The organism is Nocardioides dubius, from assembly GCF_039528155.1.
GTDB lineage: Bacteria > Actinomycetota > Actinomycetes > Propionibacteriales > Nocardioidaceae > Nocardioides > Nocardioides dubius.
On sequence record NZ_BAAALG010000001.1, the window covers coordinates 53758 to 78501 of the forward strand.

A 24744-nucleotide genomic window follows, 5' to 3' on the forward strand; every position below is an offset into this window, starting at 1 on the left:
GACTACGGAGCCGATCGGGTCATCAACAAACGCTACATCCCAGGCGCGTCACGCAAAGTCGTTGTCAAATGTACGGAATGCCGCGCAAACAACGAGGTCGCGATCGGCATCACGAAGGTCTGCAGTTTCTGTAGGCAACCGTTGCTCCTTGGCGACTATCGAAGGTCCTGACCGGCCGACATCTTCGGTCAGCGCCGCACCGTATGCTCGTCTTGGCGACATCTGTTCCGATTCCGGGCCACTGACAGCGGTAATGCAGTTGGCTGCGATCTTGGTAGCCGTCCGGCCCTGGTTTCCCGCAACTCCTGCGTAGGGGAAAATGAACCGGCACCCGTTGCTCACCTGACGAGGCGGCTGGGCCAGAAACCGATTGTCCCCAATTGCTATTTCACGCGCGAGAACGTCAGTGCGCAGGCAAATTGCCGGCAGTCCACCGTGAGCCGAATCGCTCTGCCGCCCTACCGCTTGTCGCGGACCGTGATCGTGAACTGCTTGCTGACCTTACGGATCTTGACGTAATTGAAGGGCGCGTTGATGTCGAAGCGCGCAACGGAACCGGTGGCGTTTGCCCGGTTGCGACCGGGCTTGACAGCGTACAGCTGCACTGAAAGTGCGCGGTTAACGGAGTAGTTCGGCCGAGTAGTCGACCGGCCTACAACCTTGCCGTTCGGCGCCTTGATAGTCACTCCGCCCCAAAATGTCACGTCATCGTAGTGATCGACAGCGTTAGCGCGGACCTCAGACTTCACGTTTTTGATGATCGCCTTCCCTTTCTTCTTGTTCGAAGTCGGAGCAAGAATATGCACACTGGCCCAGATAGACGGCGCACTCGCGCTGGTTGGTAACGCCTTAGCGCCTGCCGGCACAACGAGGGAACATAGGGCCATCGAGAGCGCGAGGAGAGCAGTATGAAAGGTAGAAGTCACTGGTAGGTGCTACCGGGGCAAGGCTCGCCGTGGGCCGCTTTCAGCCGCTTCAAGCGCTCTCGACATGTCAGTCTTCCTCCGAGCCGCCTGATGGTGGCCTGTTCTGTGTCACTGTCCCTGAATCGAGCTGTCGGGCTGACGAACCAGCCTCGGGGAGAAGGAGGCTCTCTGGCATTCGACTCGGAGGGAGCGCGGCGTCGCGCCGGACGCAATCGACCAGAGGGCTGGAGCGGTGGCCCTTTTCCTCGCCGGAGCGGAAGGACGGGGCACCAAAGACAAACAGCTTCTGGTGTGGGCCACAGATGCTGGTGCGGTAGTCTCAGTGGACTCGCGCCGCCGTCACTTGAGATCGCCGGGTTGCTGCGTCGAACAAGCCAAGAGGTTGCCAGCAGGGTCCTGCGGTGCCCGGTGCGCCCTGGAGCTGCAGGTGGAGGCGTCGACCATGTGGAACTGCGTTTGACGACATGTGGCCGTAATAGTCCGCTACGCAAGCGCCACCGCTCCTCAGCCAACGCACCAAAGTTCGATCTCTATTACGACATCTGATCTGAGGGTTCTCACCCTCTTTCGTTAGTCGTCGAAAATGGCGTCTGGCCCGCGGAAACGTCTTTCAACGTCTCGCGGCGTCAGACACCCTTTCCGTTGCCCTGCGTACCCAGTGCACCCCAGTTTCGATTTCAACCACCTGGTGATTCATCGTACCGACCAGCGAGCATCAAGTCCATCGGTGGCTTGTGATCGAGCCGCTCTCCGCAACGCAATCGCCGCAGACCACGTTCAAGGGAGACACTGGACAGCGCGCGAAGGATGCAGACCCACTCGGCGTTTATCCGGTTGGCCATGCCTGACAGCCATGCCCCGACAGACAGCGACCGTGGCCAAGCAGCCCGGTCTACTCACCCACGACCAGCAGAGCAGATTTGAACCCAAACCCTCTGGATAAGGTCGAGGACCTGTCCCGGACTACGTCAGAACTTAGATCCCTCTGGGAAACCCCGGGATGTTACGGAGGTTCTCCACTGGACGGTGCCCCTCTATCGGAAGCTCTCGGGACAGTGCCTGATCGTTTCCGATGATCTTCTGATGACCTGTCGAATTCGGACGCGCGGCGTTGGCGTTGGTGGTTGAACTGTTGGTGGCCGACCCTCCTACTCAAAGATCCCCGCGTATCGACCCATCCGAATCATCGGCAGCGGCAGGAGCCCCTCGTCCACGAGCATGCAGGACCCTGGCCGCCAAGAGTTTGGCCCATCGGTCGATGGAGCGTTCGTTGCGCACCTTCCACAGTTGGAAGCTCAGCTGGCGCATGGCCAGGCACAGGTCCTCGATTTCCTTGTCAGTCGGAAGGTTGCGCAGGGATTCTCCCCTGGCATGCTTCTCTTGCAGGCTCTTCACTTCGAGGATGCCAGTCTCGGGGTTCACGACCGCGGTGGCCCCAACAGATGCATGGGCATAGCGGTTTCGCAGGGCTGCGAACTTCTTGTACCGATCAGCGACGTCGTTCCATCCAACGTCAACGTCAGGGTGCCGGCGAGCCGCATCGGTGAGGCATGCTCCGATCTTGGCGCTCTCCTTGACGTACCTCATGTACTCGGTGCCCGTGTGTCGGCGGCTCTCGTTGAGTTCGAACAAGAGGTGCCCAATCTCCTCTTCCAGCCGAGCGAACTCAAGTGCAACGCGGCCAACGTTGAAGCAATGCCGTGCCTCTTCGTCGCTCAGGGCGCCACCTAGAAACTGGTTCTTCCACTCGGCGTAGATCTCGGCACCCTTGCCTCCGGACTCGTCGATGCTGCCTTCGTCGATCACCGAATCTCCCTTGCTCGTCCGATGTGCCAGTATCCGGTCAGCAGTTTGCTGCAGCGCGTCATTCCCGTTGGCTGACAACCACACGGGCCGCGATGGCGCTGGCGTGTGCGCCGGCTGGATCCGCGAGTCGCTCACCCAGCGTTCGCGTGGCGAGATCTGGGGGAAGGGCTGCCGAGAACTTCAAGCCCACCACTGCGCCGGGGCCAGGGTGGGGGACGGCGGAGACGTCAACGTCGGCAGACTCCACGTCGATCGGAAAATCGACATAGTCGTTCTCGACACCCACCGCGTCGAGGCCGAGTCCTGCGAGTAGGGTGGCGTTCGCTTTGAGACCGGCCCACGTCCAGACACGCTGGCCTTCAGCCTGAGGCCACACGACGAGTCCTCGGGCACTGACTTCCTCAGCGTGGTCTGCACGCACACGTTCCAGCGCCTGCGGGAACCGTTTGGAGAGTTCCACATCCGGTGTTTGGCCGAGCAAGATCTCGCGGCGGGCTTGAGTCATCTCGTACGAGAGCGCGATGGCGTCCGATGGCCACTTCACATCGCCTTTGGTGGGAACCTCTTCGACCCAGACAGTGAAGCGGTTCCAGTCGACCTCACGGATGTTCCATCCGCGACCGGCGAGAACAAGCGGCTTGTTCTCTCTGTCCGCAGGGGCGGGCAGCGAGAGCGGCGACACAAAGCCAATCTCCTTCGTGCCCGCGACCACCCGTAACTCTGGTGCGGCCACGAACGAGGACAGCAGTTCGATGAAGTGGCGCTTCCCGAACTCCGCTTCGGCTCGTGGCCCAATCGAGAGCAGCCCCGAGTCCTCGACGAGGAATGCTTCTGATCCTAGGTAGTCCAAGACCTCGGGACCGTCGGCCATCAATGGCAGGTCTCCCCACCAGTCAGCCAACGCAGAGGGCGCCAAGCGTCCCTCCTGCAGCGCAAGCGCCAGGAGTTGCTGTGCTGCCAGGTGACGGGGATGCGGTGGTGCCACAACGTCCTCCACGAAGCCCTGCTTCCACAAGAGCAGGAGCGCGGACGCGTCGAGCACCCCGTCAAGGTTGGTGGCCAGGAACAGGGCGTTCCGCGTGCCGCCGACCCTCCGCCCGGTGCGGCCGAGCCTTTGCAGGAACGATGACACCGTTCTGGGTGCGTCGATCTGGATCATGCGGTCGAGGTCGCCGATGTCGATCCCGAGTTCGAGCGTTGACGTGGCGACGATGACGGTGTCTTGCGCCTCGGCGAAAGCTTGCTCGGATCTCCGTCGTTCGTCCACCGAGAGCGATGAGTGAGAGACGAAGGTCTGAATGTCGCGTTCGCGGAGGAGGAAGGCGAGTTCCTCGGCACGTCGACGCGACTCGAGGAAGACGAGGCGTTTCTCGCCACGGTGCATGCGAGAGATGACGGTAGCTGCGTTCTCCATGCTCCCGACGTAGTCGAGCGTGACCTCCGGCTCCGGCGCCACAGCGGCAGCGATGCCCTCCACAACCTGCATGGGACCGCGATCAGTGGTCGAGCCTTGCATCCACTCCCCCACGGCCTGGGGATTCCCGATCGTTGCCGAGAGCCCTACCCGCTGGAGTTTCCGACCGATGACTCGCTCGACTCGTTCAAGAACACCGAGCAGATGCCAGCCGCGGTCGGAGCCCGCGAAGGAGTGAAGTTCATCGATCACTACAGCCTGCAAACCGGAGAAGAACCTCGTGTGGTCGACGGTGCGCGAGACCAACATCGCTTCGAGGGACTCTGGCGTCGTCAGCAGTACGTCGGGTCGATCGGCGAGGATTCGCCGCCTTTCAGACGGGCCGACGTCTCCGTGCCACAGTGCAGTGGTCCGTCCGATCCACGCGGTGTAGGACTCCAATCGCGGCAGCAGATTGTTGAGCAGTGCCCGGAGCGGGGTGACATACAAGACCGACGTGCCGCTCCACTCTGCGTTCGTCATCTGCGACAACAACGGGAAGGTTGCTGCTTCGGTCTTGCCGCCAGCGGTCGGCGCCAGCAAGACGCAATCATCGCCCGCACGGATTGGCGCGACCGCAGCTTCCTGTAGAGGGCGAAGTCCGGGCCACCCGAGTGAGTTGACGACGTGGTACTCGATCGCCGGGTCGAGCCCGGTTGCGCTCGACATGTCGCTCAGAGCTCCAGATCGATGTCGTCGACCGAGCCGACCGCTCCCCCAGCGCCACGAACCTGCGCGGCGCGTTCGACGTCGGTGAGTTCATTCGGATCGACGGTGAGGCGGTAGTCGCGCCGGGGGTCGAAGTCCTCGAACAGCTCGACACGGTCTAGCACGTCAGCGATCAGCTTCTTCAGGAACAGCCGCGGCGCAACGCCGGTTCGTCCACCAAGTTCACCACCGACTGCCTTGGCGAGGGTGGCGACATAGGCGTCGTCGACCACGGTGTGGATGCGCTCCGGGTTGTCGGCTCCCGCAGCGAAAATGTCGCGGACTCGGGTGCCCAGTTCGATGAGCGAGTCGGCCGTGAACCCGGAGAGCCGGATTTGGACGGCGCGTGGGTTGTCGAATCGTGCGTCAGTCTGAAAGTCGGTTTGCAGTCGTTGCGCCAACGGCGGCAGTCGCTGCACACCCTGTTGACCGTCGAAGAATGCAGGGGTTCCTGTCAAGACGAGGTAGAGGCCCGGGAAGCGCCCGCCGTCGATCTCGTCCAGGAGTTGCCGAAGCGCGTTGAGTGACTTCTCTCGTACATCGGAGCGCATTCGCTGCAACGTCTCGACTTCATCGAGGACGAGTACGAGTCCTGAGTAGTCGGAGTCACGCAGAACAGTGAGGAGCCCCTGGAGGAATCCAAGCGCACCGAAGTGATCGAGGTCGCCACGAACCCCAGCGGCACGCTTGACCGAAGCCGAGACGTGGGGTTGGCCGCTGAGCCACGCGAGTAGCCCTTCGGCCTGGGCGCCATCACCAGACTGCTGAGCGAGCCGATAAGTCCGGAGTACCGCCGCGAACGCGGGTGCCTCCTTGGACACCTCGCTCAGCCGCTTGTCGAGAAGCTCCAGGGAAGCCGACGTGCCACCCTCGCCAGCATCCTGATCGAGAAAGTAGAACCATCCATCAACGACGTCGCCCATGGCTCCCGTCGATGTGGTGGGTGTGGCGAGGTTTTCAACGACACGGCGATAGACGGTCTCAAGCTTGTGCAGGGGTGTCTCGGTCTCGCTGATCTGAATCTCGGCAGTGGCGAAGTTCGCTCGCTTGGCTCGTTCGGTGAGCCAGCGTGCGAAGAAGGTCTTTCCCGAGCCGTACTCGCCGCGGACAGCCTTGAATCCAGCACTACCGTCGGCCACGCCGTCGAGTTCAGCATCGAGGGCCGACTCAAAGCGGGCGAGACCCACAGCGAGAACGTCGAGCCCTTGCTGGGGAACAGTGCCACGGCGTAGGGCGTCAATGATGTCGCGTCTGCGTCGAGGGCTGATCGTCAGCTCGGTCATCGCTCAGCGGCCTCCCAGTCCGAACTGGTCGCGGAGCAGCGCCTCGTCGATCTTGTAGGTCACCCCGTCGTGGTCCAGCGACAGCACGTCGTACCCGTCAACGTTGAGCAGTCGCTTCACGGCCGCGAGCACCTGGCCGATGTTGTTCACTGGGGTGCCGACTGCCGCTGCGACGGTGTCGCGGTGGGCACGGAAACCGCGGTCGACGATCGCTCGAACGAAGGTCTCGACCTGCTCATCAGGCAGCGCCCGCCGACCGGCCATCGCGCGCTGGCTCGCATATGGACCGCTGGCGAGCAATGACGCGACCATGTCGGGCGTCGGCGAAGGAGCGGGCGCCTGGGCAATCTCGTCGAACCCGAAGAGTCCCTCGCTCTCATCGATGGGGGCGGCCTTCTTACGTGGCTTCGGTTTCGGGGCCGGGACAACTGGAGCGGCCACGACCGGGTCGTTCCACCAGCCCGGTGTCTGTGGCGGGGCCTGAACCCAACCCTCGGCTGCTGCGGCGAGCGCGGTGGCGGGTTGGAAAACCAACACAGGGACGGTGATCTCGGCGAGACTCGCGCCTCCGTGGTAGCCGGCGCGCCGCGGACCGAAGTGCGCGTCTTCTCGCCACAAGAGGACCGCGGATCCATTCGGCGCAACGACGCGAGAACCGGAGACGAGCACTTCGCCCTCAGCGACAGGGGCTCCCACCGGCCGCCACCTGGCTTCGGCGCCCTCGGCGGTCAGGGCCTCGCTGGAGCGCTCCACGACATGGCCGTGGTCGGAGGTGATGATCACCGTTCGGCGCGCGTTGACAGCGGCGTCGAGAAGCGGGCGTAGCGGCGCCAGTTGATCGAAGCTCCACTCCCAGTCGGATACGTCGTTCTTGTGGATCGCATCGTCGATCGCGTTGATCACGACACCGACCACCGGTGTTACTTGTGGATCTGTGGTGATCGCTTCCACCACCTCGGGCGGAAGTGCAGACCCCCCCGGCGCACGCAAGCCGTCCTTGTGGAAGGTCTGCGAACCCGGGAATGCTGTGCTGAGTCCTTTGCGCTCATCATCCCCGGCGCCCTTGGTGATGCGGCCACAGAACAGTGAGGTGCGCGAGATGTTGGTCAGTGACGGCAGAGCCGAGACTGCGCTGAATCTGCGCTTCGTGGTGTCGGGAACGAACTCGACCAGCCCGATCCGTGCCACGTCAGCGGCAACTGAGGCAGCGATGGCCGAACTCAGGCCGTCGAGTACGACGAGCAGGACACCGCCATTGCGCCAGGGAGCGACGACGTCTCCGAGGATTCGTTCGATTCCAATGACTGATTCGCCGAGCGTTGCAGCGGGCCCGTTGCTCAGTGCTTGGGAAAGCCGGTCGGCTGCGTGGCCGTCTCGTGCCGTCCGACGTGCTGCGACCTGTTGAGCAAGAGCAGAGTAGGCCGAGGAGACGACGGGGTCATCTGATGCGCTCCATATCGCGCCCAGCGCAGCATCAACCCATGCGCCGTCGCGGGTCTGGAGGTCGATGTCGTCGGCTAGATCAACGGTGGTGGGCTCATCCGTGGCGAGCCAGCGGTGCAGCCGGACGGCCATGTCCGGAGCGGTCGAGACTGCGGCATCACGGTGGCGATGAATCGCCGTGAGCGCTTCCTCCACGTCTCCCGTGCCTTCCAGCGACGCTGCGAGCGCACGTACACGAGCGCGATACCCTTGGGTGAGGACGGCGGACCGTTCCGCTCCTGCGGGCCAGCCGATGTCGGCCAGGAGCGCTTCGGCTTGCTTGAGTGCCACGGTGACGTCATTGCTGGCGTCCGCGCCGGCACGCAGGACGATCGCTTTGGCGATCCGGGCGGCCGCCTTGGCAGTCTCGACCGGAACAGGGCTCTGACCTGTGTGCCGCTCGATGCGGACCCGCGCCGCGGCTTGGTGTTCGTCGGCGACTGATCCGTCGTCTGGCCAGAGCACGTCGAGTACGAGGGAGACGGCCAACGGGGTCACGAACTCGGTCTTCTGCGCGATCGTGAGAGCCAAGGCGCCAGGGGATCCGACGCCTGCCTCGACCCAGTCGATCAGGTGGCGTCGCAGACCCGGGTCTATGGAAGACCAGCGGCTGCGGACGTCACCTCGTCCGAGCGTTGACATCAGCACGGTGGAGTCAAGCTCGGTGGACAGATCGAGCCCGAGGATGGAGTTGAGCAGGCTGGATACGGCGAAGGTGTCGCTGACGGCGACCTCTGCGGTCTTCGGCCACCCGCCGACCGGCTGATGGTCGAGCAATGCTGTGGCAGCCCAGTCGAGCCGGCGCAGTTCACGACTGACTTCGCGGGCCTCGAACAGTCGTGGGATGGCCTGCCACTCATCGGGCATCTGTATGTCGTTCTTGTACGCCCGCGACAACACCGCGTTGCCGAGATCGCTGCGCGCACGGTCGGTGAGGATGATCGCGTAGTCGTCGGGTGCCATGTTGGTGAGGAAGTCGAGGATCCCCAGCTGGGATACACCCGGGACCACTCGGACGACGCGGTCCCTGACTGTGAGATCGCCGCCAGTCCATTCCGGTTTGGCTCGCAGCACGAGTGCACGTTCGGGCTTGGTGGACCCCACGAGGTCAGCCGCCTTCTGCAGAAGCATGGCCTTGGACACCCCGACTGCCCGGGTGGTGCTGTCGGCGACCGAGGGAGTCACTCCCATCTCCAGTCGACTCGGAGATTCTTGCCCTCAACCGGGGCCTGGAGTTCTTCGACGAGTTTTTGGGCGAGGTCGTCAATCTGTGCGGCGAGTCTCAATTCCAGCGTGTGGGTTTCTTGCGCCCGGCGCTCGGCCTCAGCCTTCCGGCGCTCGAGATCTTCTCGTTCCCGCTCAAATTGTGCCCGTTGCTTCGCAAGAGCAGCTTCCTGCTCGGCGATGCGCTTCTGTTGATCGGCGACGCGTGCCGCCTGCTCCTCTGCACGTCGTTTCGCCGCTGCAGCGGCTTCGTCGGCCTTCCGCTGGGCGTCCTCGTTGGGAGCCGGCGCAGGCTTCCTGGCTACCAGTACACGCGTCACTTGCTCAGATGCTGCACTCAGCACCGGCTTCAGCGCTTCGTGCAGTTCCTCATGTGCCGCTGCTGTCTGCAGCGCTGACAATGCCTCGTCGGCGTCATCACCGCCCAGCGTGGGCAACTGGTCGATGAGCGTCCATTGCGCACCGTCAATAGCCGCTGCCACTGCGGCGGCCGACGCGATGGACTTGCCCAGAGCGGGCAACTCGCTCGGCAGATCGAACTCGGCAAGTACGCGCACCCGGTCAAGTGCGGTCTCGGCCCTGCCGACGGCGGCGAACAAGTCCACGGCGCGACGGGCTGACACGAGCCGCGGGCTCGTCTCACTCAGACCGAGCACCTCAGAGTGTTCCGACAGCGCGGTGGCCAGTCGGGTCACGCCAGGCGCGAATTCCTTGACCTTGTCCGCGTACTTGCCGAGCCTCTCGACCGCCGCGTTGGAGAGGTGATACTCGTTGCCGCCCACACCGAAGAGGGCCTTGGCGCGTGCCACCGCGGTCCCCCACTCGTCCTCCGTCGGGAGGACCGGCTCATGAAGCACCATCTCGGGAACCAAGGAGCCAATCGTTGGACTAGAGACGAGGCTGCCGAGCCGCTTGAAGATCCGATCGGTCATCGCAGCCCACGCCAAAATGAGCAGATCTTCGGCATCCTTGGTCATCCCGAAATCGACGAGGGAATCACGCAGTTCGCCGACGGTGACGTCGCCTCCGGCGGCGGCCTTGGTGAACTCGTCGTTCCAGCGGAAGTAGGTCGCCGAGAGGACGTAGGTGACCTCGGCGAGCTTGCCGACGCCGTAGCCGTCGACGACCCGACGCACCTTGGTTGCCGTGGGCCGGTCGACCTGCTCGATCCGGCCGCCTGCGGCCATGGCCTTGCGAGCGAGGTCGAGCACAGCGGCGAAGTCACTCTTCTTCACCTCATCGGTGGCCCGGTCAACCGTGGGGTGGCTTGGGTAGCGGGCATCGAGTGCGCCACCGAGCGCTGCCTCGGCTGCCGCGGTGAAGGTCGACGTCGACACCTTTAACGGGTCATATCCGACCGCAAGGGTCTCGAAGTTTCGACCGTCTGGCACCTTCGCGCCGATCTGATCGTCGCGTACGGCATCGATGCCGTACGCCTGACGCAGAGCACCGATCACCTGCTCCCGAAGTGATGAGGCCTGGTTCTGAAGTTGGTTGCGGGCTGGCTCACGGTCGGCGACCGGTAGCGAGGTCGAGTACTGATCAAACCGGCTGCCGGTGAGCAGGTAGTCGAGCTTGACCAGCTTGCCGACGTCATCCATCCGCGCGCTGGTGAGGAAGTTCGGGAGCCAAACGACGGTGTCCGTCACGAACTTGTCGTGTTTGAGGTCCTGGATGCGCACAAGGTCATCGCTAGGCCCGTGCTGGGCGTGGTCATCGAACGGATAGTCGACGACCAACTTCCACCGGTTTCCCTCGGCTTGAAGCAGAGAGTTAGGCATCGTCTGCGGGTCACGAAGATTGCCGAAGACCACATCGACATCACGCCTCTGCCCGCGCCACACGTGCGAGAACGCATACTCGCTGCCGATGGCACCGGTCGCCGCGGCACCCACCTGGTCGACCAGCAGATCGCGGATCAAGCGCCGCCGGTTCGCTTGGGTGTCCTCGGTATCGACGTGCACCAGGATCGAGTCGAAGTCGATGCCAGTCAGCGTCAGATTGATGATCGGATCGGCGCCCTGCCCGACCGTGATCTCTCCGAACTCGCTGGCCCACTGCTTGACCTGAGTCGCCAGCTGGGTCGCTTCCTGGCCCGGAATCATCGACTTGACCGAGCCGAAGTTGAGTGCTGCGATCCGGGACGCTGTGAGGTCCTTGAGTGAGGTCGCTCCCGGCGCGATCGCCGCAACTAGCAGAGTCTTGGCGATCCGATCGTCGCGCCGGAAGGCGTGGTCGCGGGCCGATCCGTCGGCGCTTGCCTCGGTGAGGCTGTGCTTGTTGAGCAGGTACGGTCGCATCTTCTGTTGGTAGAAGGTGCGGGCGGACTTGAACACGGACTTCATGTCGTCGGTGAGCGGCTCGGCATTGCCGAGCACGACCTCCTCGAAAAGGTCTCCGACCCCGATGACGTCACCGACCGTGAGTTCGTCGCGGCCGTGTGAGAGCAGCTCACTCATGATCTTCAGGGCCGTGCGCTCGCGCTGCATGATTGCCGACAGCGCGATCATCGCGTCCACCAACGCCGGTGAGAAGGGATAGACCTTCTCGAAGTCGACGCCGCTCGATCCGGCCTCGTCAGTGAGGAGGTGCTTGTAGGCCGTCGGGTTGGCACGGACCTTCGAGATCGCAGCGTTGATCGCCGACTTGCCAGCCGGGCTAGAGGGGACCAGGAGTCGCTTCTGGACGATCTCGGGCAGGTCAGCTGCAGGCAGAGTGATCCGCTCGAAACGGCCCTCCCACCATTGGAAGGAGTCATCGAGCGCCACGCGCTCGGCACCGCCAGCGCCGCCTCCCAGGAAGTCCTTCAGGTTGCGCTGGCGGGCAACGAAGGAGACCAGTGGGATCGGCAGGGTTCCACCGCCAGTTTCGACGAGCTTCGCAACCTTCTCGGTCTCGGTGGAGATGAAAGTGCTGTCAGACAGATGCCCGGAGAGCCAAAGAACGAGTTCGTCGAGGAAAAGCACGACACCGTCGTAGCCAAGGCTCTTGGCGTGTTCGGTCATCGCCTGCAGGCCCGAGGACATATCGAGCCACTTGCCTGCGACCTCAACCGAGGAGAAGTAGTGCTTGATCAGTTCAGCAGTGATCCTCATCCGTTCCGGATCGGTGGGCGCTGAGTGACGCGCAGCGTCATAGCTTTCGGGGGTGACGCCGCCACCGAAACTTCCCCAGCCACCCCCGGCGCTTGAGGCGAACGGCTCGAAGAACCTCTCGTCACCCATCCGAGCACGCCAGGCGTCGGCGTCGGCCCATAGCGCGTCGGACCGGTGGAGCACAGGCGGGAGCGCGTCGGGGTGCTTCTTCTTGATCGCCTTGAGGTAACCACCAAAGAGCGCGGACTCGACGCTCTCGGCACCCACGAAGTGATAGTCAACGGCCAGTAGGTTGCGGTCGAGGACGGCACTGTAGGTCGCAATCTCATCCTGAAGCCCCGGCAACGCACGTGCACGCGTATTGCCCGTCAGCAGCAGGTGAAGGACAGCCATGAAGTGCGACTTACCGGCACCAAACGAGCCATGGACGAAAGTTCCTCGGGCACTGGTGTTCTCGAAGGCCGAACGCACAAGCTCAAGCCCGTCACGGAACGCAGCCGCGATCCCGGGGGTGACGACGTAGTCGTTGAGAGTTTGCTCAGGCTGGTCCTGCGCCTTGTCGATCTGCAGGACGAAGTCGGCGTCGTGCACCGCCTCCGGGATGTGGATCGCATTGCGGAGCGGCAAGGACAGTTCAGAGTCAACCACGGTTCAGATTCTCCCCTACGACTTCTTTGCTCGGCGGCCACGCGTCGGAGCCGGCGGCACCCACTCAGTGACTTCCTCACGCGTGGCTTCCAGACGCCCGAGTTGGTGATCGATGATGCCGCTGATCGCATCGGCCGGGCTCACACCGAACGACGCGTCGATCTCGGAGTGCCACTGGTACACCCACGGTTCGAGTTCAACAAGACCAGCAACCATCTGCGTCAGCAGGTCATCCTCAGCGCCCAACGCGTCTTGGACCGGGAACTCCCGAGCCAGCGCGAGCGCCTGATCCCTGTAATCCCAGCCAGCCCACCCGAGCACGACTGTCGAGTCACCTTCACGGCCAAGTCCTGGATACAGGATGAACCGTTCCTTGGGTACATCGAGCTTTCCGCGCGCCTTCCAGTACTCGGGCCTCCGAAAGTCGGGGGTCGAGTACTTCGGCGGCACTGGGATATCGACCTTCTCCCCCGCGTCCTCACGTCGCTGCAAGTCCCAGACCTGCTGCCACGTTCGGAACTTCTCCAGCCCGGCCCCCTTGTAGCGGTGGGCGGCTAGGTAGGGAACTGCCTCCGCCGTCACCAATGACCCCACCACCTTCGTGAGATCTGCTTCAGAGTCGCCGGTCAATACCTCCACGAGTTCGCGCAGAATCGAATCGCCCTTCACTGCGTCAGCGAGCTCAGCGACCGACCGAGCGAGCGGCCCTTGACCATCGCGCCAAAGGCCAACAGGCTCCAACCGATCGAGAATCGCATCCTTAACGGCTGACTCGATCTGAGCCTCCCATGTGGGAGCCGACCAGCGTCGCTTAAACTCGGGCCCTTCCAGGAGTCTCAGCACTGGGTTCTCTTCGATCAGAGCGAGCCGCTTCTCCACAAGATCCGCGTATCCCGTCGGCCACTCCTGCGACACCACTGTTGTTGGTTCGCTCCCGGTCCGCCGGAACCAGGCCGTTTGCACCTCACCTGCTTCGAGCCTGCGCGCCAAGGCAATCTCGAAAGCCCGGCCGCCGAGGTGAAGCATGTCCTTATCACGACCCGTGGCCTCGACTACCTCATCGATCAGACCAAAGAGACGATAAACCTCCCAGTCCAGTTCTTCCTGCTCGAAAATCATCTGCTGGCGCACGAGGTTCCATTCGCGCCGCGCCTCTTCAAGTGACGCGGAGAGCGCTTCGCCTGCACCGGATCTCAGCCAGGTCGCCACCCGGTACGCAGGGGCAGTGCGGTGCATCGTGTGCGCCAGTGAATCTAGGCGACGGCCGCGCACCAAGGGGAGTGCACGCGGCAGAGGGAACTGCTCCATTTTTGTTCCAGTGAACTCGTACGAGTCGAACGCAGGATCCCCAGTTACCCTCGCTCCCTTTGTGTCAGTGGAGTCTCCCTTGTTGTGACTCACTTGTTTCATCCAAAAGCACGCCGTTGAACTGTTAAGCAGGCCGATCAAGGCGAGATGATCATCTTCCGTGGCTGTCGCAGGAAGCTTGATCACCGGAGCGGACTTGTTGAATAGATTGCCGCCGCGCTCGAGGGCGAAATGATTGTGCGTAGAAACGAACGAGTAGGTCAACAGGAGGTCATTTGAATGTTTTCCGGGCTGGAAGATCGCATGGTCATACCAACGCAGCCCCCGCTGGTCTGGCGTCTTTCCGAAGAAAACAGCCGATTGAAGAAGCTTTCGGAACGGCCAGACATGCTGAAAAGCGGCGGGCAACGGCTCCAACGGCGAACCCGACTCGCTCGTTGGCAAGAATGCGACGGATCGGGCATCAAACCTGTAGTCCCGAACAACATCGCCTTCAACAAACGGTCGGCATTGCGACGCGATCTTCTTTGTTACTGCCACCCTCTCTGGCATCAGGAACACGTCGTCGTTACCGGTGATATCAGAGAATCCTGCTTCCGCCATCACCGAACCGAGCTTGCGCGCACCCGCTTCCTCCAGTAGTTCGCGCAGTTCGGCGGCACCGCCCCCGCCGAGAGACCAAGGGTGACTACTGAGGATTGAACGTTCGAGATCGACGACAGACACGAACTTGCCGTTGAATCCGGGCTGGTCGAGGTGGCTGACGATCTCGGTCCAAACTTGACCCGTCGCCGGGTCGGCGGGTTGACCAGGTTCGCCGCGAATGCCGAGGACGGCCCGGACCTGTTCGTCCACCGGGCGGCGCCGACGACCAACGATAATGACGGTCGGGGTGCCGTGGCCGGGAATGTATGCGCCCGAGCTGTCAACAACGGTCAACAGGTCGACGGGGTTTCCGAGATGGAAGCCAGCAAGAAACTCTTCGATGAGCTTCTTTCCGAACTCACGCTTCATGAAGGAGTTCGCGGTGATCTGACCCGTATACCCAGCACCTCGGTTTTGCTCGCCCTTGATAGCGAGCCGGAAGAAGAGTTCCATGAAAGGGGCGGACAGCGCGTATTTACGGGCCGCCGTCGAGTACGACCGTCGATACAGCGCGTTGAGCGCTTTGTCCTTGACCGTGATGTAAGGCGGGTTGCCGACGACGACGTGGTACTGGCCCGGCTGGAGGATGCCTGCGTACTCCTTGAGGTCTTCACCGTCGTAGAAGTAGGTCTCAGTCTCTTCGCCGTCGAACTGGAGGGCTTGCGGCGCTCCACCAGTCTCGCCGAGCAATGAGTCGCCAATGGCGAGGTGGAAGCCGAGGTTCGACACGCCGACGAGGGAGCGCTCCCCCATGGCAAGAAGACCCGCCACAGTGAGCCGGAACCGGGCGATGGCGACGGCGAAGGGGTTGAGGTCGACGCCGTGGATGGAGTCCATGGCCCGACGTACGTGTTCCTTCGCGTCGAGCGCGGGGGCGTCGGCCTGCCATTGGGTGACGAGGCGCTCGAAGGCGCCGAGGAGGAAGTGGCCGGAGCCGCAGGTGGGGTCGATCAGTTTGAGGCCGTCGAGACCGAACTCTTCCAGCGCTGGTGTCAGGGTCTGGTCGAGGATGAACTCCTCGACGAAGACAGGGGTCTGCAGCAGCGCGTAGGTCTTGCGGGCGTGCTCGGACAGGTCTTGGTACAGATCGCCGAGGAACCGGGTGTCGAGGTTGGCATCGCTGAAGTCGTGGACAAGAACCCCACTGCTGTCGGTCTGACGCCAGAAGTCGATCAGCTCTGAGGCTCGTTCGGCACTGATGTCGGCGGTCCAGACGGGGTTGTGCTTCTCATCGACGAGAGCCTTGCCGGCCGGCTGGGCTGCGAGCACACGAAAGGCTTGTCGGAGCCAGTCGCGGCGGTTGTGGGTCGGGTTCTCACGGAAGTAGGCGGTGAGGTTCTCTTCGGCTCGTGCCGTGCGGTCACCCGGCCCGGCAATCCAACCGATGGGAACCGGTTGCCCGTCAATGCGAGCACCGCTCAGCAGGTCGTTGTCCTCACAGAAGCGGACAAAGGTCATCGAGATCAGCCAAGCAACTGCTGCCTGGTCAACCTCGTTGTCGCGCCACACGACCCACGAGTGGCCGGTGCGCTCTCGTTTGCGGGCCTCGGCGTACTCCTCCTGAAGGCGGGCACCCCAACGGTCGGACGTGTCGTCGGCACGAGCGCGCAGGTCTGCCTGGACCAGCTTGAGTTGAGCCTTGAGGTCTTTGAGGAGCGCGGCGGACTGGATCACAGGGACGGGGCTTCTTTCGGGAGTTCGGAGGGCAGGGTGAGCCAGCCGCTCGGGCCGATGGGAACGGGGTTGCCGCCAAGCATCGGAACGGTCTGGCTGGCTTGCATGGCGACGAGGAGCCAGCGGGCTGCGGGACGGTCGGTGCCGACGTCGAGGAGGGTGGCGAGCAGGTGGCCCATGCCGTAGCGCTGGAGTGGGCCGGCGTGGGTCAGGAGGACTGTGCGATCGGTGGCGAGAGTGTCGTTCCAGCGCGGTTCCACGGCCGATTGGACGAGTCTGGTGAGGTTAGCCCAATCCGAGCCTTCACGAGTCTTCGCATCAGCGCCGACGACGAACCCCCAGTCGATGCCGTGTGAAGCTGCCGTCTCCTTCGTCGCTTCGACGATCAGGTGGGCCACATCAATCGTGTCGACCTGGAAGGTGTCCGCCAGCTCGCGGGTCTGGCGTAGGTAGCGGCTGGGTGGGACACAGAGCGTGAGAGCGCTGCGGCGGCTCAGCGAGTCGCTGAGCCGTCCGACGACCTCAGCGCCGGGGGTGGCCACCACCGTCGTGCCGAACATGGTGGTGGTGCCGGTGAAGGTGGTCGGTCGGGTGCTGGCGGGCTCATAGATGCCGTCGCGGCGCACCATGCCTGGCAATGCTGCTTCAACCAGCGGGTCGAGTTCGTGGCTGTGCGCTGGAAGCGCCACGCTCGGGAATCGGGCCTGCACCGAGCGTCGGACTGCTGCCTCTGAGATCTGTCGGCCCGGCTTGCCGCTCAGCGCCAGTTCAACGGCGGTCTGCGTTGGGAGTGTCGTGGGATAGAGCTCATCGAAGCCGGACAGCTCGGCCGTCTCGCTGGCGTCCGCTGCGAGTCGGACCAGGCGCCGGTCATCAATCATGACCGGACCCGCGGGAGTGTCGGCGACCTCGCTCCTCAGCGCCTGGGCCGCCACCGCGTATGGAACGACACGGGCGTCGCCAACCAAGGCATCGGCGGCCCGGCCGAGCTCGGCAGCTGCGTCGATGAGCACATCTGCCAGCGGGAAGTCGCGACCGGTCTCGTCGGGGTCGATGCCTTCATGGAGGGCAATCAGTGCTGGCCGCTTTGCGCTTCGACGCAAGTCGAAGGCGGGCTCGGACTCGCGGGCGTCGTACTCAAATACGAGGCGGAGCAAGGCGGCGGACTGGCGTGTGCGCTCTCCCCCGTCCAACAGCGATCCGCGTTGGGCAGCCAAGGCGAGGGCAAGCGCGGAGACCGTCGTCACGCGACCCTGCCTGGCCAGAATCGCGACAGTGTCCTCATGGACGCCGGCGAGTTCCTTCTTCTTCGCCCACTTCGCGACCGCGCGGTCGAGGATGTCGGCGACCTGTTCGCGTGTCTGCCCCAGTGACTGAGCAACCTCAGTGACCGCGGGCCAACCCGGATGGGACCCTGCCGCCTCGGGCGTGAGCCCCAGGAGGCCGTCGACCACTGCACGATCAGAGCCGTTCAAGGGGTCAAGCAGGTCGACAAGAACTCGTTCAACACCGCGCTTGGCAACGACGGCGTCGTCGACCTCCGTCGGAACGCTCAGCCTGGCGCGCCACTGCTTGATCCGAGCCTGAATCTCCTTGCGGTAGGACTCGCCCAACCCGCGAATCGAGTTGATCTTGGTCGGGTGGACACCAAGCAGTCCACCAACGGTGGTGACATCGAGACGTGACGCTGCGGACCGTGCACGTGCTGAGAGACCTGACTTCTCGAGCAACGTGTCGAGACCGGCGGCTTCTGCCAACTCCTGGTTCGCTTCCGCTGTCTCGTCCCCCGAGTCGAGGGTTGCAAAGATCTCATGCCAGGCCGTCGCTAGATCGTCGGCGCTGCTGAACCGTGACTTGGCTTTCGGGTGCAGTGCCTTGCGGAAGAGCTGGGCGAACTGCGCCGCGACGGCCGGCTCGAAGGCGGTCGGCTCAATCACTGGAGCGTCATCGGGACTCAGCGGTTGACTGTGCCCAGACCCCCACCAAGGGAGACCCCCGGTGGCCATCTCGAAGAGTGTGGCCGAGACGGCGTACAACTCGGCAGCCCGGTCGTAACGCTTCCTCGGCCCACGCCCGAGGTACGGGTCGAGGTAGCCCGGTGTGCCGGAGGAGATGTTGTCGACGCTTTCGTCGGACAGGGAGAAGTCGAAGAGGACGAGGGAAGGTTTCCTGGTGCCGGGGTCAGGGATGATGCCCAGGTTGGCGGGCTTGATGTCGCGGTGGAAGAACCCCTTGGTCTCCAAATAGGCCATGGCATCGAGCAGATCGCCGCCGAACTGCTGGAGCTGACCAAGTGTCGAGCGGCCCTCCTTCGCCAAGCGGACAGCGAGGGTCTCCTTGCCTGCGTCGCTCAAGAGCAAGGCCCGGCGGCCAGCGATGTCGAGGGGGCCGTCGAGGAGTCGAACGATTCGTTTGTGATCGAGGGCTCGCAAGATTTCGCCCTCTGCCTTCAATCGCTTGTCCGCAGAGGGGGTGCGTGAGACCTTGAGAATGACCTCACGATCAGAGTCCGCAGAGTCCATGTCGTTGACCGCGAAGGCGACACCCGTCGAGCCTTCGCCCCGGCGCGCGAGGACCAGGAACCGATCGGCAATGGCGTCGCCGCTCTGGGCGTCGAGGGGATCTTCAACCTCAGTGGGTGTCTCAGCTGCGTCGACCTTGCGAACCTCATCCCAGGCGACCTGCAGGTAGTCGAGCACCTCGGCCATGGTGGACGGACGGTCTGTCTCGGCTGCACTCGTGATGAGGACGACTACTTCTGCGATCTCGTCTGGGATACCCCCTGCGACCGAGCGAGGATCGAGAGCCCTCTCCTGGGTGAGCTTCTGCTCAAGATCAACGAGGTTCTCCGCTGGCGGTCGGCCGGTGAGAATCAGGTGTGCGACAGCCCCGAAGCCGTAGATGTCGAGCGGGATTCCTGGGAGGTTGTCGGACGGGACCCGTGCTTCGGGGGCGAGGTAGATCCAGTCCTCGTGCGCTGCGGTGCCCAGGATGTCAGTGACACCGGCACTGATGGTCGTCCAGCGAGTCTCGGAGCTGCTGGATCGGTCCTTCTGGCCTGAGTACCAATCGCGGATCGAGAGCCGCGCTCCGCTGTTCTTGGTCTCCTTGCTGTTGGCCCGACGCACCCAAATGCGCTTGGGCCCCAGCGCACGGTGGATGAGATGACGCTGATGGGCGAACCGGATGGTCTCGCCCAACCGAATGACCATGGCGATGCGTTGCTCGAAGGACAGGTCAGGTTGGGAGGCGATGTAGGCATCGAGAGGCTGCTCGGACTCGTCATACTCGAACACCAGCGCCGGACCGTCGTCGGTCTTCTTGAACTCCGTCGGGACGTCGATGCCGTCGTGACGAATGCCGTAGGTGAGTTGGTATTCGCGCTGGGCGAGGTCCTCGATGCGTTGCCGGTCGCTCGATGACGCCTTCGGCGGCAGATCGCGAAGCCGCAGCCGCAACTTCACCCCGCTCAGATGCGGGTTGTCGACCAGGACGTCCTGCCAGTCCGGTCCTTCAGCGATCGGTGTGGAGTCAGCGACCTTGTAGTCCCCCACCATTCGCGTCTTGGGCGTCGCCTTGAATCCGGCTGCCTCGCACAGTGACCGAATGGCCTTGGCGCGCTGCCAGTCGATGACGTGGTGTGGGTTGCTGGGAAGCTCGGTGAGGAAAGTGCTGAGCCTCTGGAGCGCGGGCTTGGCCTTGACCTCGAAATTGTCCATCGCGAGGACGCCCAACGTAGCTCGCTCTTCGAGCTCAACGACGCTGCTGCGCCCGTGAAGGACCACCTTGGACTGAAGGAACGGCACCTGCTTGCGCGCCGGTTCGTTGGGGGCGACGTCCTTGAGGAGCTCAGCGAGCCGCTTCGCCTTGCGGTCCGTGGCCAGCCAAGGGTTCTCCACGTTTCGCGAGTTGTGGAACCACCGTTGGGTGTTGCCGACGATGCGGCCGTGCCACCCCTTCAGCTCGACCACCCACAGGCCAGAACGCGTCAGCAGTAGGACGTCGATCTCGCCCGAACGACCGCTGTTGTCGATGAACGTCAGGTTCACCCAAGCAGTCGTGATGCCGTCCTCAGGCAGCAGCTCTCGGAAGGCGTCAAGCGCCGCTTCCTCCGCTGGCGTCGCGGGCGGCCCCATCACGATCCAGTGGGGGAAATCTGCCTTCATTTTTCCTTGACTCGACTCGTCGCCAACCGAGGCTGGCTGCGGGTGTGACTGACATTGCTCATGTTTTCACATACGGCCGACAATTTCGGGGGATCCTCCGCCGCGGCTAGAGCGGATCGATCCAAGTGTCCTCGTCGCGGTCATCCCACGCCGACCCGGACGAAGACCGCCTCTGCGGTTCCTGACCGAACTGATTGAGGATGGCCAGCGCCTCCTCCTGCGTCAGCGACCGCAGCGACGGCACCTTTCGCCCGCCGGCAGCCTCAATCGCGGTCTGCCGCTCGACCATTGAGGTCAGCCCTCGGGCGTCGAGCGCCTTGCGTAAGAGGTCGATCTGCCAGTCGCTGGCTGGAGGCGCCGTCGACTGAGCCACCGGCTCCGGGGTTGTCGGCTCGTCGCCGAACAAGGAGAGTTCATCTGACACACCCCAAGGCTATGCGCCGTGGAACTCCGCCCGCCGACGAGATCGCACCGAATGGGCGATCACGCGCCGTGCGCTGGCCGCTGTTGATGCCACGCCCACCCGCGCGAACTTGATCATGTTCCACGCGCACAGGAGTGCGAGCGGGTCGAGCCAGCCGGGTCCACGGGAGTCGATGATCGAGGTCAGCCGGGCCCCGGGGAAACCACCAACACCGCTGAGACCGGGAAGGCGAGCCGTTGACGGCCAGGATCGCGCAGCTTGCGGATGAGGATGTTGGTCGGCGAGTAGGCATCGAGGTAGGCGTGGGCTGGCGCGGCCAGGCGGACCGAGAGCATCAGAATCATGGCGTTGTTCCCTTCAGACGAGCTGGTGTCGTCTCTTCGGGATAACGCAGGAGCCCCGTGCCGTGAGCAACATTCTCGGGGCACCGTGCCGAGATGCTGAATCGAGTCATACCGAACAGGTAGGCGCACCTGTCCGAAAGCACCCGAGAACCCCCGAGGGCGACCGCGTACAGATCGACTTTCTCGGGGAAAGTGCTGGGTAAATGCTGGGAGGCCATGTTCCGGACCCTTCAGAAGGATTCGGAACATGGCCTCTGACCAGTGCTTACTGGTGGAGGTGAGGGGACTCGAACCCCTGACCCCCTGCATGCCATGCAGGTGCGCTACCAGCTGCGCCACACCCCCAGCTTCGTTCCGCTCCGTTCCCGGCGCTTCCCGACGACCAGAACATTAGCCCACTGCGAACGAGTTGTGAAATCGGGGGTCCCGTCAGGCGTTCGGAGCCCGCAATCCGTAGGCCACCAAGCGCATCAGCGCCGGATCGTCGGCACGTTGCTCGAGCACGGCGACGCCGCAGTTGGGCAGCACCCGCAGCTGGTTGAGGTCGAGCGGCATGCCGGTCAACGCCAGCACCGCCGTCCGGATCGCGGTGCCGTGCGACACGACGACCGCCGTCTCCCCCTGCCCGAGGGCAGCGAGGATCTCCGGCGCCACGCCACGCAGGCGCACCGCGACGACCTCGGGCGTCTCCGCACCGGGAACGACCGAGAAGTCGCCGCCCTGGAACGCGGCGTACTCCTCGGCGAACCGCTCCTGGTAGTCGTCGAGGAAGATCCCGGAGCGCTCCCCCAGGTCGAACTCACGCAGCCGCTCGTCGCCGACGACGTCGAGACCGGACTCCTTGGCCACGTAGGCCGCCGTCTGCCGAGCGCGCGCCAGATCGCTGCTCCACAACTGGGAGGCACCGAAGCCCGCGACCCAGGAGCCGGCCGCCGCGGCCTGCTCGTGCCCGGCGTCGTCGAGCTCGATGTCGGTATGCCCCTGCACCCGTCGGGCGAGGTTCCACGCGGTCTGGCCGTGCCGCAGCCAGACCAGACGCCGGCTCATGCCTCGGAGCCGCTGTCGCCCTCAGCAGCGGCGGGGCGGGTCAGGTTGAGCTCGATCACCGGGCAGTCGCGCCACAGCCGCTCGAGGGCGTAGAACTCGCGCTCCTCGTCGTGCTGCACGTGGACGACGATGTCGCCGTAGTCGAGCAGCACCCAACGGCCCTCACGGTGGCCCTCGCGGCGGATCGGCTTGGCGTCGAGCTCACGCAGCTTGTCCTCGATCTCCTCCACGATGGCGCGGACCTGGCGGTCGTTGCCGGCCGAGGCGAGCAGGAAGGCGTCGGTGATCGACAGCTGCTCGGAGACGTCGAAGGCGACGATCTCCTTGGCCAGCTTGTCATCCGCGGCCGCGGCAGCGACCTGGATCAGGTTGAGGGCGTAGTCGGTGGCAGTCATGAGGTGGGCTCCGCAGGGTAGAGATCGTGCTTGGCGATGTACTGCACCACGCCGTCGGGCACCAGGTACCAGACAGGCTCGCCGCGCTGCTTGCGCTGGCGACAGTCGGTCGAGGAGATGGCGAGCGCCGGGATCTCCACGAGGGTGACCCTCTCGGACGGGATGTCGGCCAACATCTCCTCGTCGAGCTCGTAGCCGGGGCGGGTACAACCCACGAACCTGGCCAGCTCGAAGAGCTCCGGCGCATCGCGCCAGGTGAAGATGTTGCCCAGCGCGTCGGCGCCGGTGATGAAGTACAGATCAGCATCGGGCAACCGCGTCTGGAGATCACGCAGGGTGTCGATGGTGAAGGTGGGTCCGTCCCGGTCGATGTCGACGCGCGAGACGGTGAAGCGTGGGTTGGCCGCGGTCGCGATCACCGTCATCAGATAACGGTGCTCGGCGTCCGAGACCTCCCGGTCGGCCTTCTGCCAGGGTGCTCCGGTCGGGACGAAGATGACCTCGTCGAGATCGAACCACGACTGAACCTCGCTGGCAGCGACCAAGTGGCCGTGATGAATGGGATCGAACGTCCCACCCATCACGCCCACGCGACGGCGAGCCGAGGTTGGCTCAGCTGTGCTCACGCCCCGCGCCGAACATGATCAGCACGACGAGGAGTGCAAGCAGGATGCCCAGGGCGATGCCGCCCACAGCGTAGGGGCTGAGGGTGGGCTCGCCCGAGGACTCGGAGGCAGCAATAACGAGCGTGGAGATCGACATGGCTCGAATCCTAGTGGATGCGTCAGCGGACGTGACCGGCGCCGGTCACCACGTACTTGGTGCTGGTCATCTCCGGCAGCCCCATCGGGCCACGGGCGTGCAGCTTCTGGGTGCTGATCCCGATCTCGGCACCGAACCCGAACTCGCCGCCGTCGGTGAACCGGGTGGAGGCGTTGACCAGCACGGCAGCCGAGTCGACCCGTGCCACGAACCTGCGCGCGGCGGCCTGGTCCTCGGTCACGATCGCGTCCGTGTGCCCGGTCGAGTAGCGCCGGATGTGCTCGATCGCCTCGTCGACCGACTCGACCACGCGGGCCGAGATCTCCGCGGCGAGGAACTCGGCCGCGTACGCCTCCTCGGTGACGGCGACCACGCCGTCGTACTCGCCGAAGCGCTCGTCGCCGTGGATCAGCACCTGCTTGTCGTGCAGCGCCTCGATCACCCGCGGCAGGAACTCATCGGCGATGTCGGCGTGCACCAACAGCGCCTCGGCCGCGTTGCAGACGCTGTTGCGCTGCGTCTTCGAGTTCAGCACGATCGCCAGCGCCTGCTCGAGATCGGCCGCCTTGTCCACGTAGACGTGGCAGTTGCCGGTGCCGGTCTCGATCACCGGCACCGTCGACTCCTCCACGACGCTGCGGATCAGTCCGGCGCCACCACGCGGGATCAGCACGTCGACCAGGCCACGGGCCCGCATCAGGTGCTTGACCGAGTCGTGGCTGTCGCCGGGCACCATCTGCACCGCGTCGGCCGGCAGACCCGCGCCCTGCACGGCCTCGCGCAGGGCGGCGACGATGGCCGCATTGCTGGAGCGCGCGCTGGACGAGCCGCGCAGCAGCACCGCGTTGCCGGACTTCAGGCAGATCCCGGCGGCGTCAGCGGTGACGTTGGGGCGCGCCTCGTAGATCATCCCGATCACGCCGAACGGCACGCGGACCTGGCGCAGCTCCAGACCGTTGGCCAGGGTGCTGCCGCGGACCACGTCGCCGACCGGGTCGGGCAGCGCGGCGACGTCGCGCAGCCCCTTGGCCATGCCCTCCAGCCGGGCCTCGTCGAGCGCGAGCCGATCGATCAGGTTGGCTCCGGTGCCGGCGTCCTTCGCCCGCTGCACGTCCTCGGCGTTGGCACGCAGGATCTCGGGAGCACCGGCGATCAAGGCCTCCGCCATCGCCGACAGTGCGGCGTCCTTGACCTGACGCGTGGCGACGGCGAGCTCGAAGCTCGCGGTGCGAGCCCTTCGGGCGACGTCGTGGACTTCCTGCTCGGTGCTCATGGTCAAAATCCTAGTCGGACGCCGCCGCGCACGGGCGCTCCGTCTGCCCAGTGGGCGCAGCACCCCAGACGCAGAACGCCG

The 24744-nt window shown here is 64.3% G+C and carries 15 protein-coding genes and 1 tRNA gene; all 16 read right to left on the bottom strand.

Going from position 1 to position 24744, the window contains the following annotated elements; all coding sequences use genetic code 11:
• Positions 1–458: 458 nt before the first annotated feature.
• Positions 459–926, bottom strand: coding sequence for a hypothetical protein (locus ABD151_RS00195; RefSeq protein ID WP_343989921.1), 468 nt, complete (start codon positions 924–926; stop codon positions 459–461).
• Between the two features lie 1152 nt (positions 927–2078).
• On the bottom strand, positions 2079–2732 hold the full coding sequence (locus tag ABD151_RS00200) for a hypothetical protein (protein ID WP_343989924.1): 654 nt from the start codon (positions 2730–2732) through the stop codon (positions 2079–2081).
• 58 nt (positions 2733–2790) lie between these two features.
• Positions 2791–4854 (bottom strand): DEAD/DEAH box helicase, encoded by a 2064-nt coding sequence (locus tag ABD151_RS00205; protein WP_343989927.1) that lies wholly within the window; start codon positions 4852–4854, stop codon positions 2791–2793.
• Positions 4855–4859: 5 nt separating this feature from the next.
• On the bottom strand, positions 4860–6176 hold the full coding sequence (brxD, locus tag ABD151_RS00210) for a BREX system ATP-binding protein BrxD (RefSeq protein ID WP_343989929.1): 1317 nt from the start codon (positions 6174–6176) through the stop codon (positions 4860–4862).
• A 3-nt stretch (positions 6177–6179) separates the two neighbouring features.
• Positions 6180–8843, bottom strand: coding sequence for a BREX-2 system phosphatase PglZ (gene pglZ, locus ABD151_RS00215; RefSeq protein WP_343989932.1), 2664 nt, complete (start codon positions 8841–8843; stop codon positions 6180–6182).
• Entirely contained in the window at positions 8840–12625 is a 3786-nt protein-coding gene (locus tag ABD151_RS00220) for a BREX-2 system ATPase PglY family protein (RefSeq protein ID WP_343989935.1), read from the bottom strand. The genes pglZ and ABD151_RS00220 overlap by 4 nt, the downstream gene beginning before the upstream one ends.
• Before the next feature lie 15 nt (positions 12626–12640).
• Entirely contained in the window at positions 12641–16252 is a 3612-nt protein-coding gene (gene pglX, locus ABD151_RS00225; RefSeq protein ID WP_343989938.1) for a BREX-2 system adenine-specific DNA-methyltransferase PglX, read from the bottom strand.
• Complete coding sequence (gene pglW, locus ABD151_RS00230) at positions 16249–20418, bottom strand: BREX system serine/threonine kinase PglW (RefSeq protein WP_343989941.1); 4170 nt, start codon at positions 20416–20418, stop codon at positions 16249–16251. Before pglW ends, pglX begins: the two co-directional genes overlap by 4 nt.
• Before the next feature lie 106 nt (positions 20419–20524).
• Positions 20525–20842 (bottom strand): hypothetical protein, encoded by a 318-nt coding sequence (locus ABD151_RS00235; RefSeq protein WP_343989944.1) that lies wholly within the window; start codon positions 20840–20842, stop codon positions 20525–20527.
• Positions 20843–21024: 182 nt separating this feature from the next.
• Positions 21025–21186 (bottom strand): hypothetical protein, encoded by a 162-nt coding sequence (locus ABD151_RS00240; RefSeq protein ID WP_343989947.1) that lies wholly within the window; start codon positions 21184–21186, stop codon positions 21025–21027.
• A 269-nt stretch (positions 21187–21455) separates the two neighbouring features.
• Positions 21456–21531: transfer RNA gene (locus ABD151_RS00245), tRNA-Ala, on the bottom strand.
• A gap of 84 nt (positions 21532–21615) precedes the next feature.
• Positions 21616–22233 carry a histidine phosphatase family protein gene (locus ABD151_RS00250; RefSeq protein WP_343989950.1) on the bottom strand — a complete coding sequence of 206 codons (618 nt, stop codon included), beginning with the start codon at positions 22231–22233 and terminating at the stop codon, positions 21616–21618.
• On the bottom strand, positions 22230–22628 hold the full coding sequence (gene rsfS, locus ABD151_RS00255) for a ribosome silencing factor (protein WP_343989952.1): 399 nt from the start codon (positions 22626–22628) through the stop codon (positions 22230–22232). The genes ABD151_RS00250 and rsfS overlap by 4 nt, the downstream gene beginning before the upstream one ends.
• Positions 22625–23254 carry a nicotinate-nucleotide adenylyltransferase gene (gene nadD / locus ABD151_RS00260; protein ID WP_343989955.1) on the bottom strand — a complete coding sequence of 210 codons (630 nt, stop codon included), beginning with the start codon at positions 23252–23254 and terminating at the stop codon, positions 22625–22627. Before nadD ends, rsfS begins: the two co-directional genes overlap by 4 nt.
• Positions 23241–23390, bottom strand: coding sequence for a hypothetical protein (locus ABD151_RS00265; RefSeq protein WP_343989958.1), 150 nt, complete (start codon positions 23388–23390; stop codon positions 23241–23243). The genes nadD and ABD151_RS00265 overlap by 14 nt, the downstream gene beginning before the upstream one ends.
• A 22-nt stretch (positions 23391–23412) precedes the next feature.
• Positions 23413–24663 (bottom strand): glutamate-5-semialdehyde dehydrogenase, encoded by a 1251-nt coding sequence (locus ABD151_RS00270; RefSeq protein ID WP_343989961.1) that lies wholly within the window; start codon positions 24661–24663, stop codon positions 23413–23415.
• Between the last annotated feature and the right edge of the window lie 81 nt (positions 24664–24744).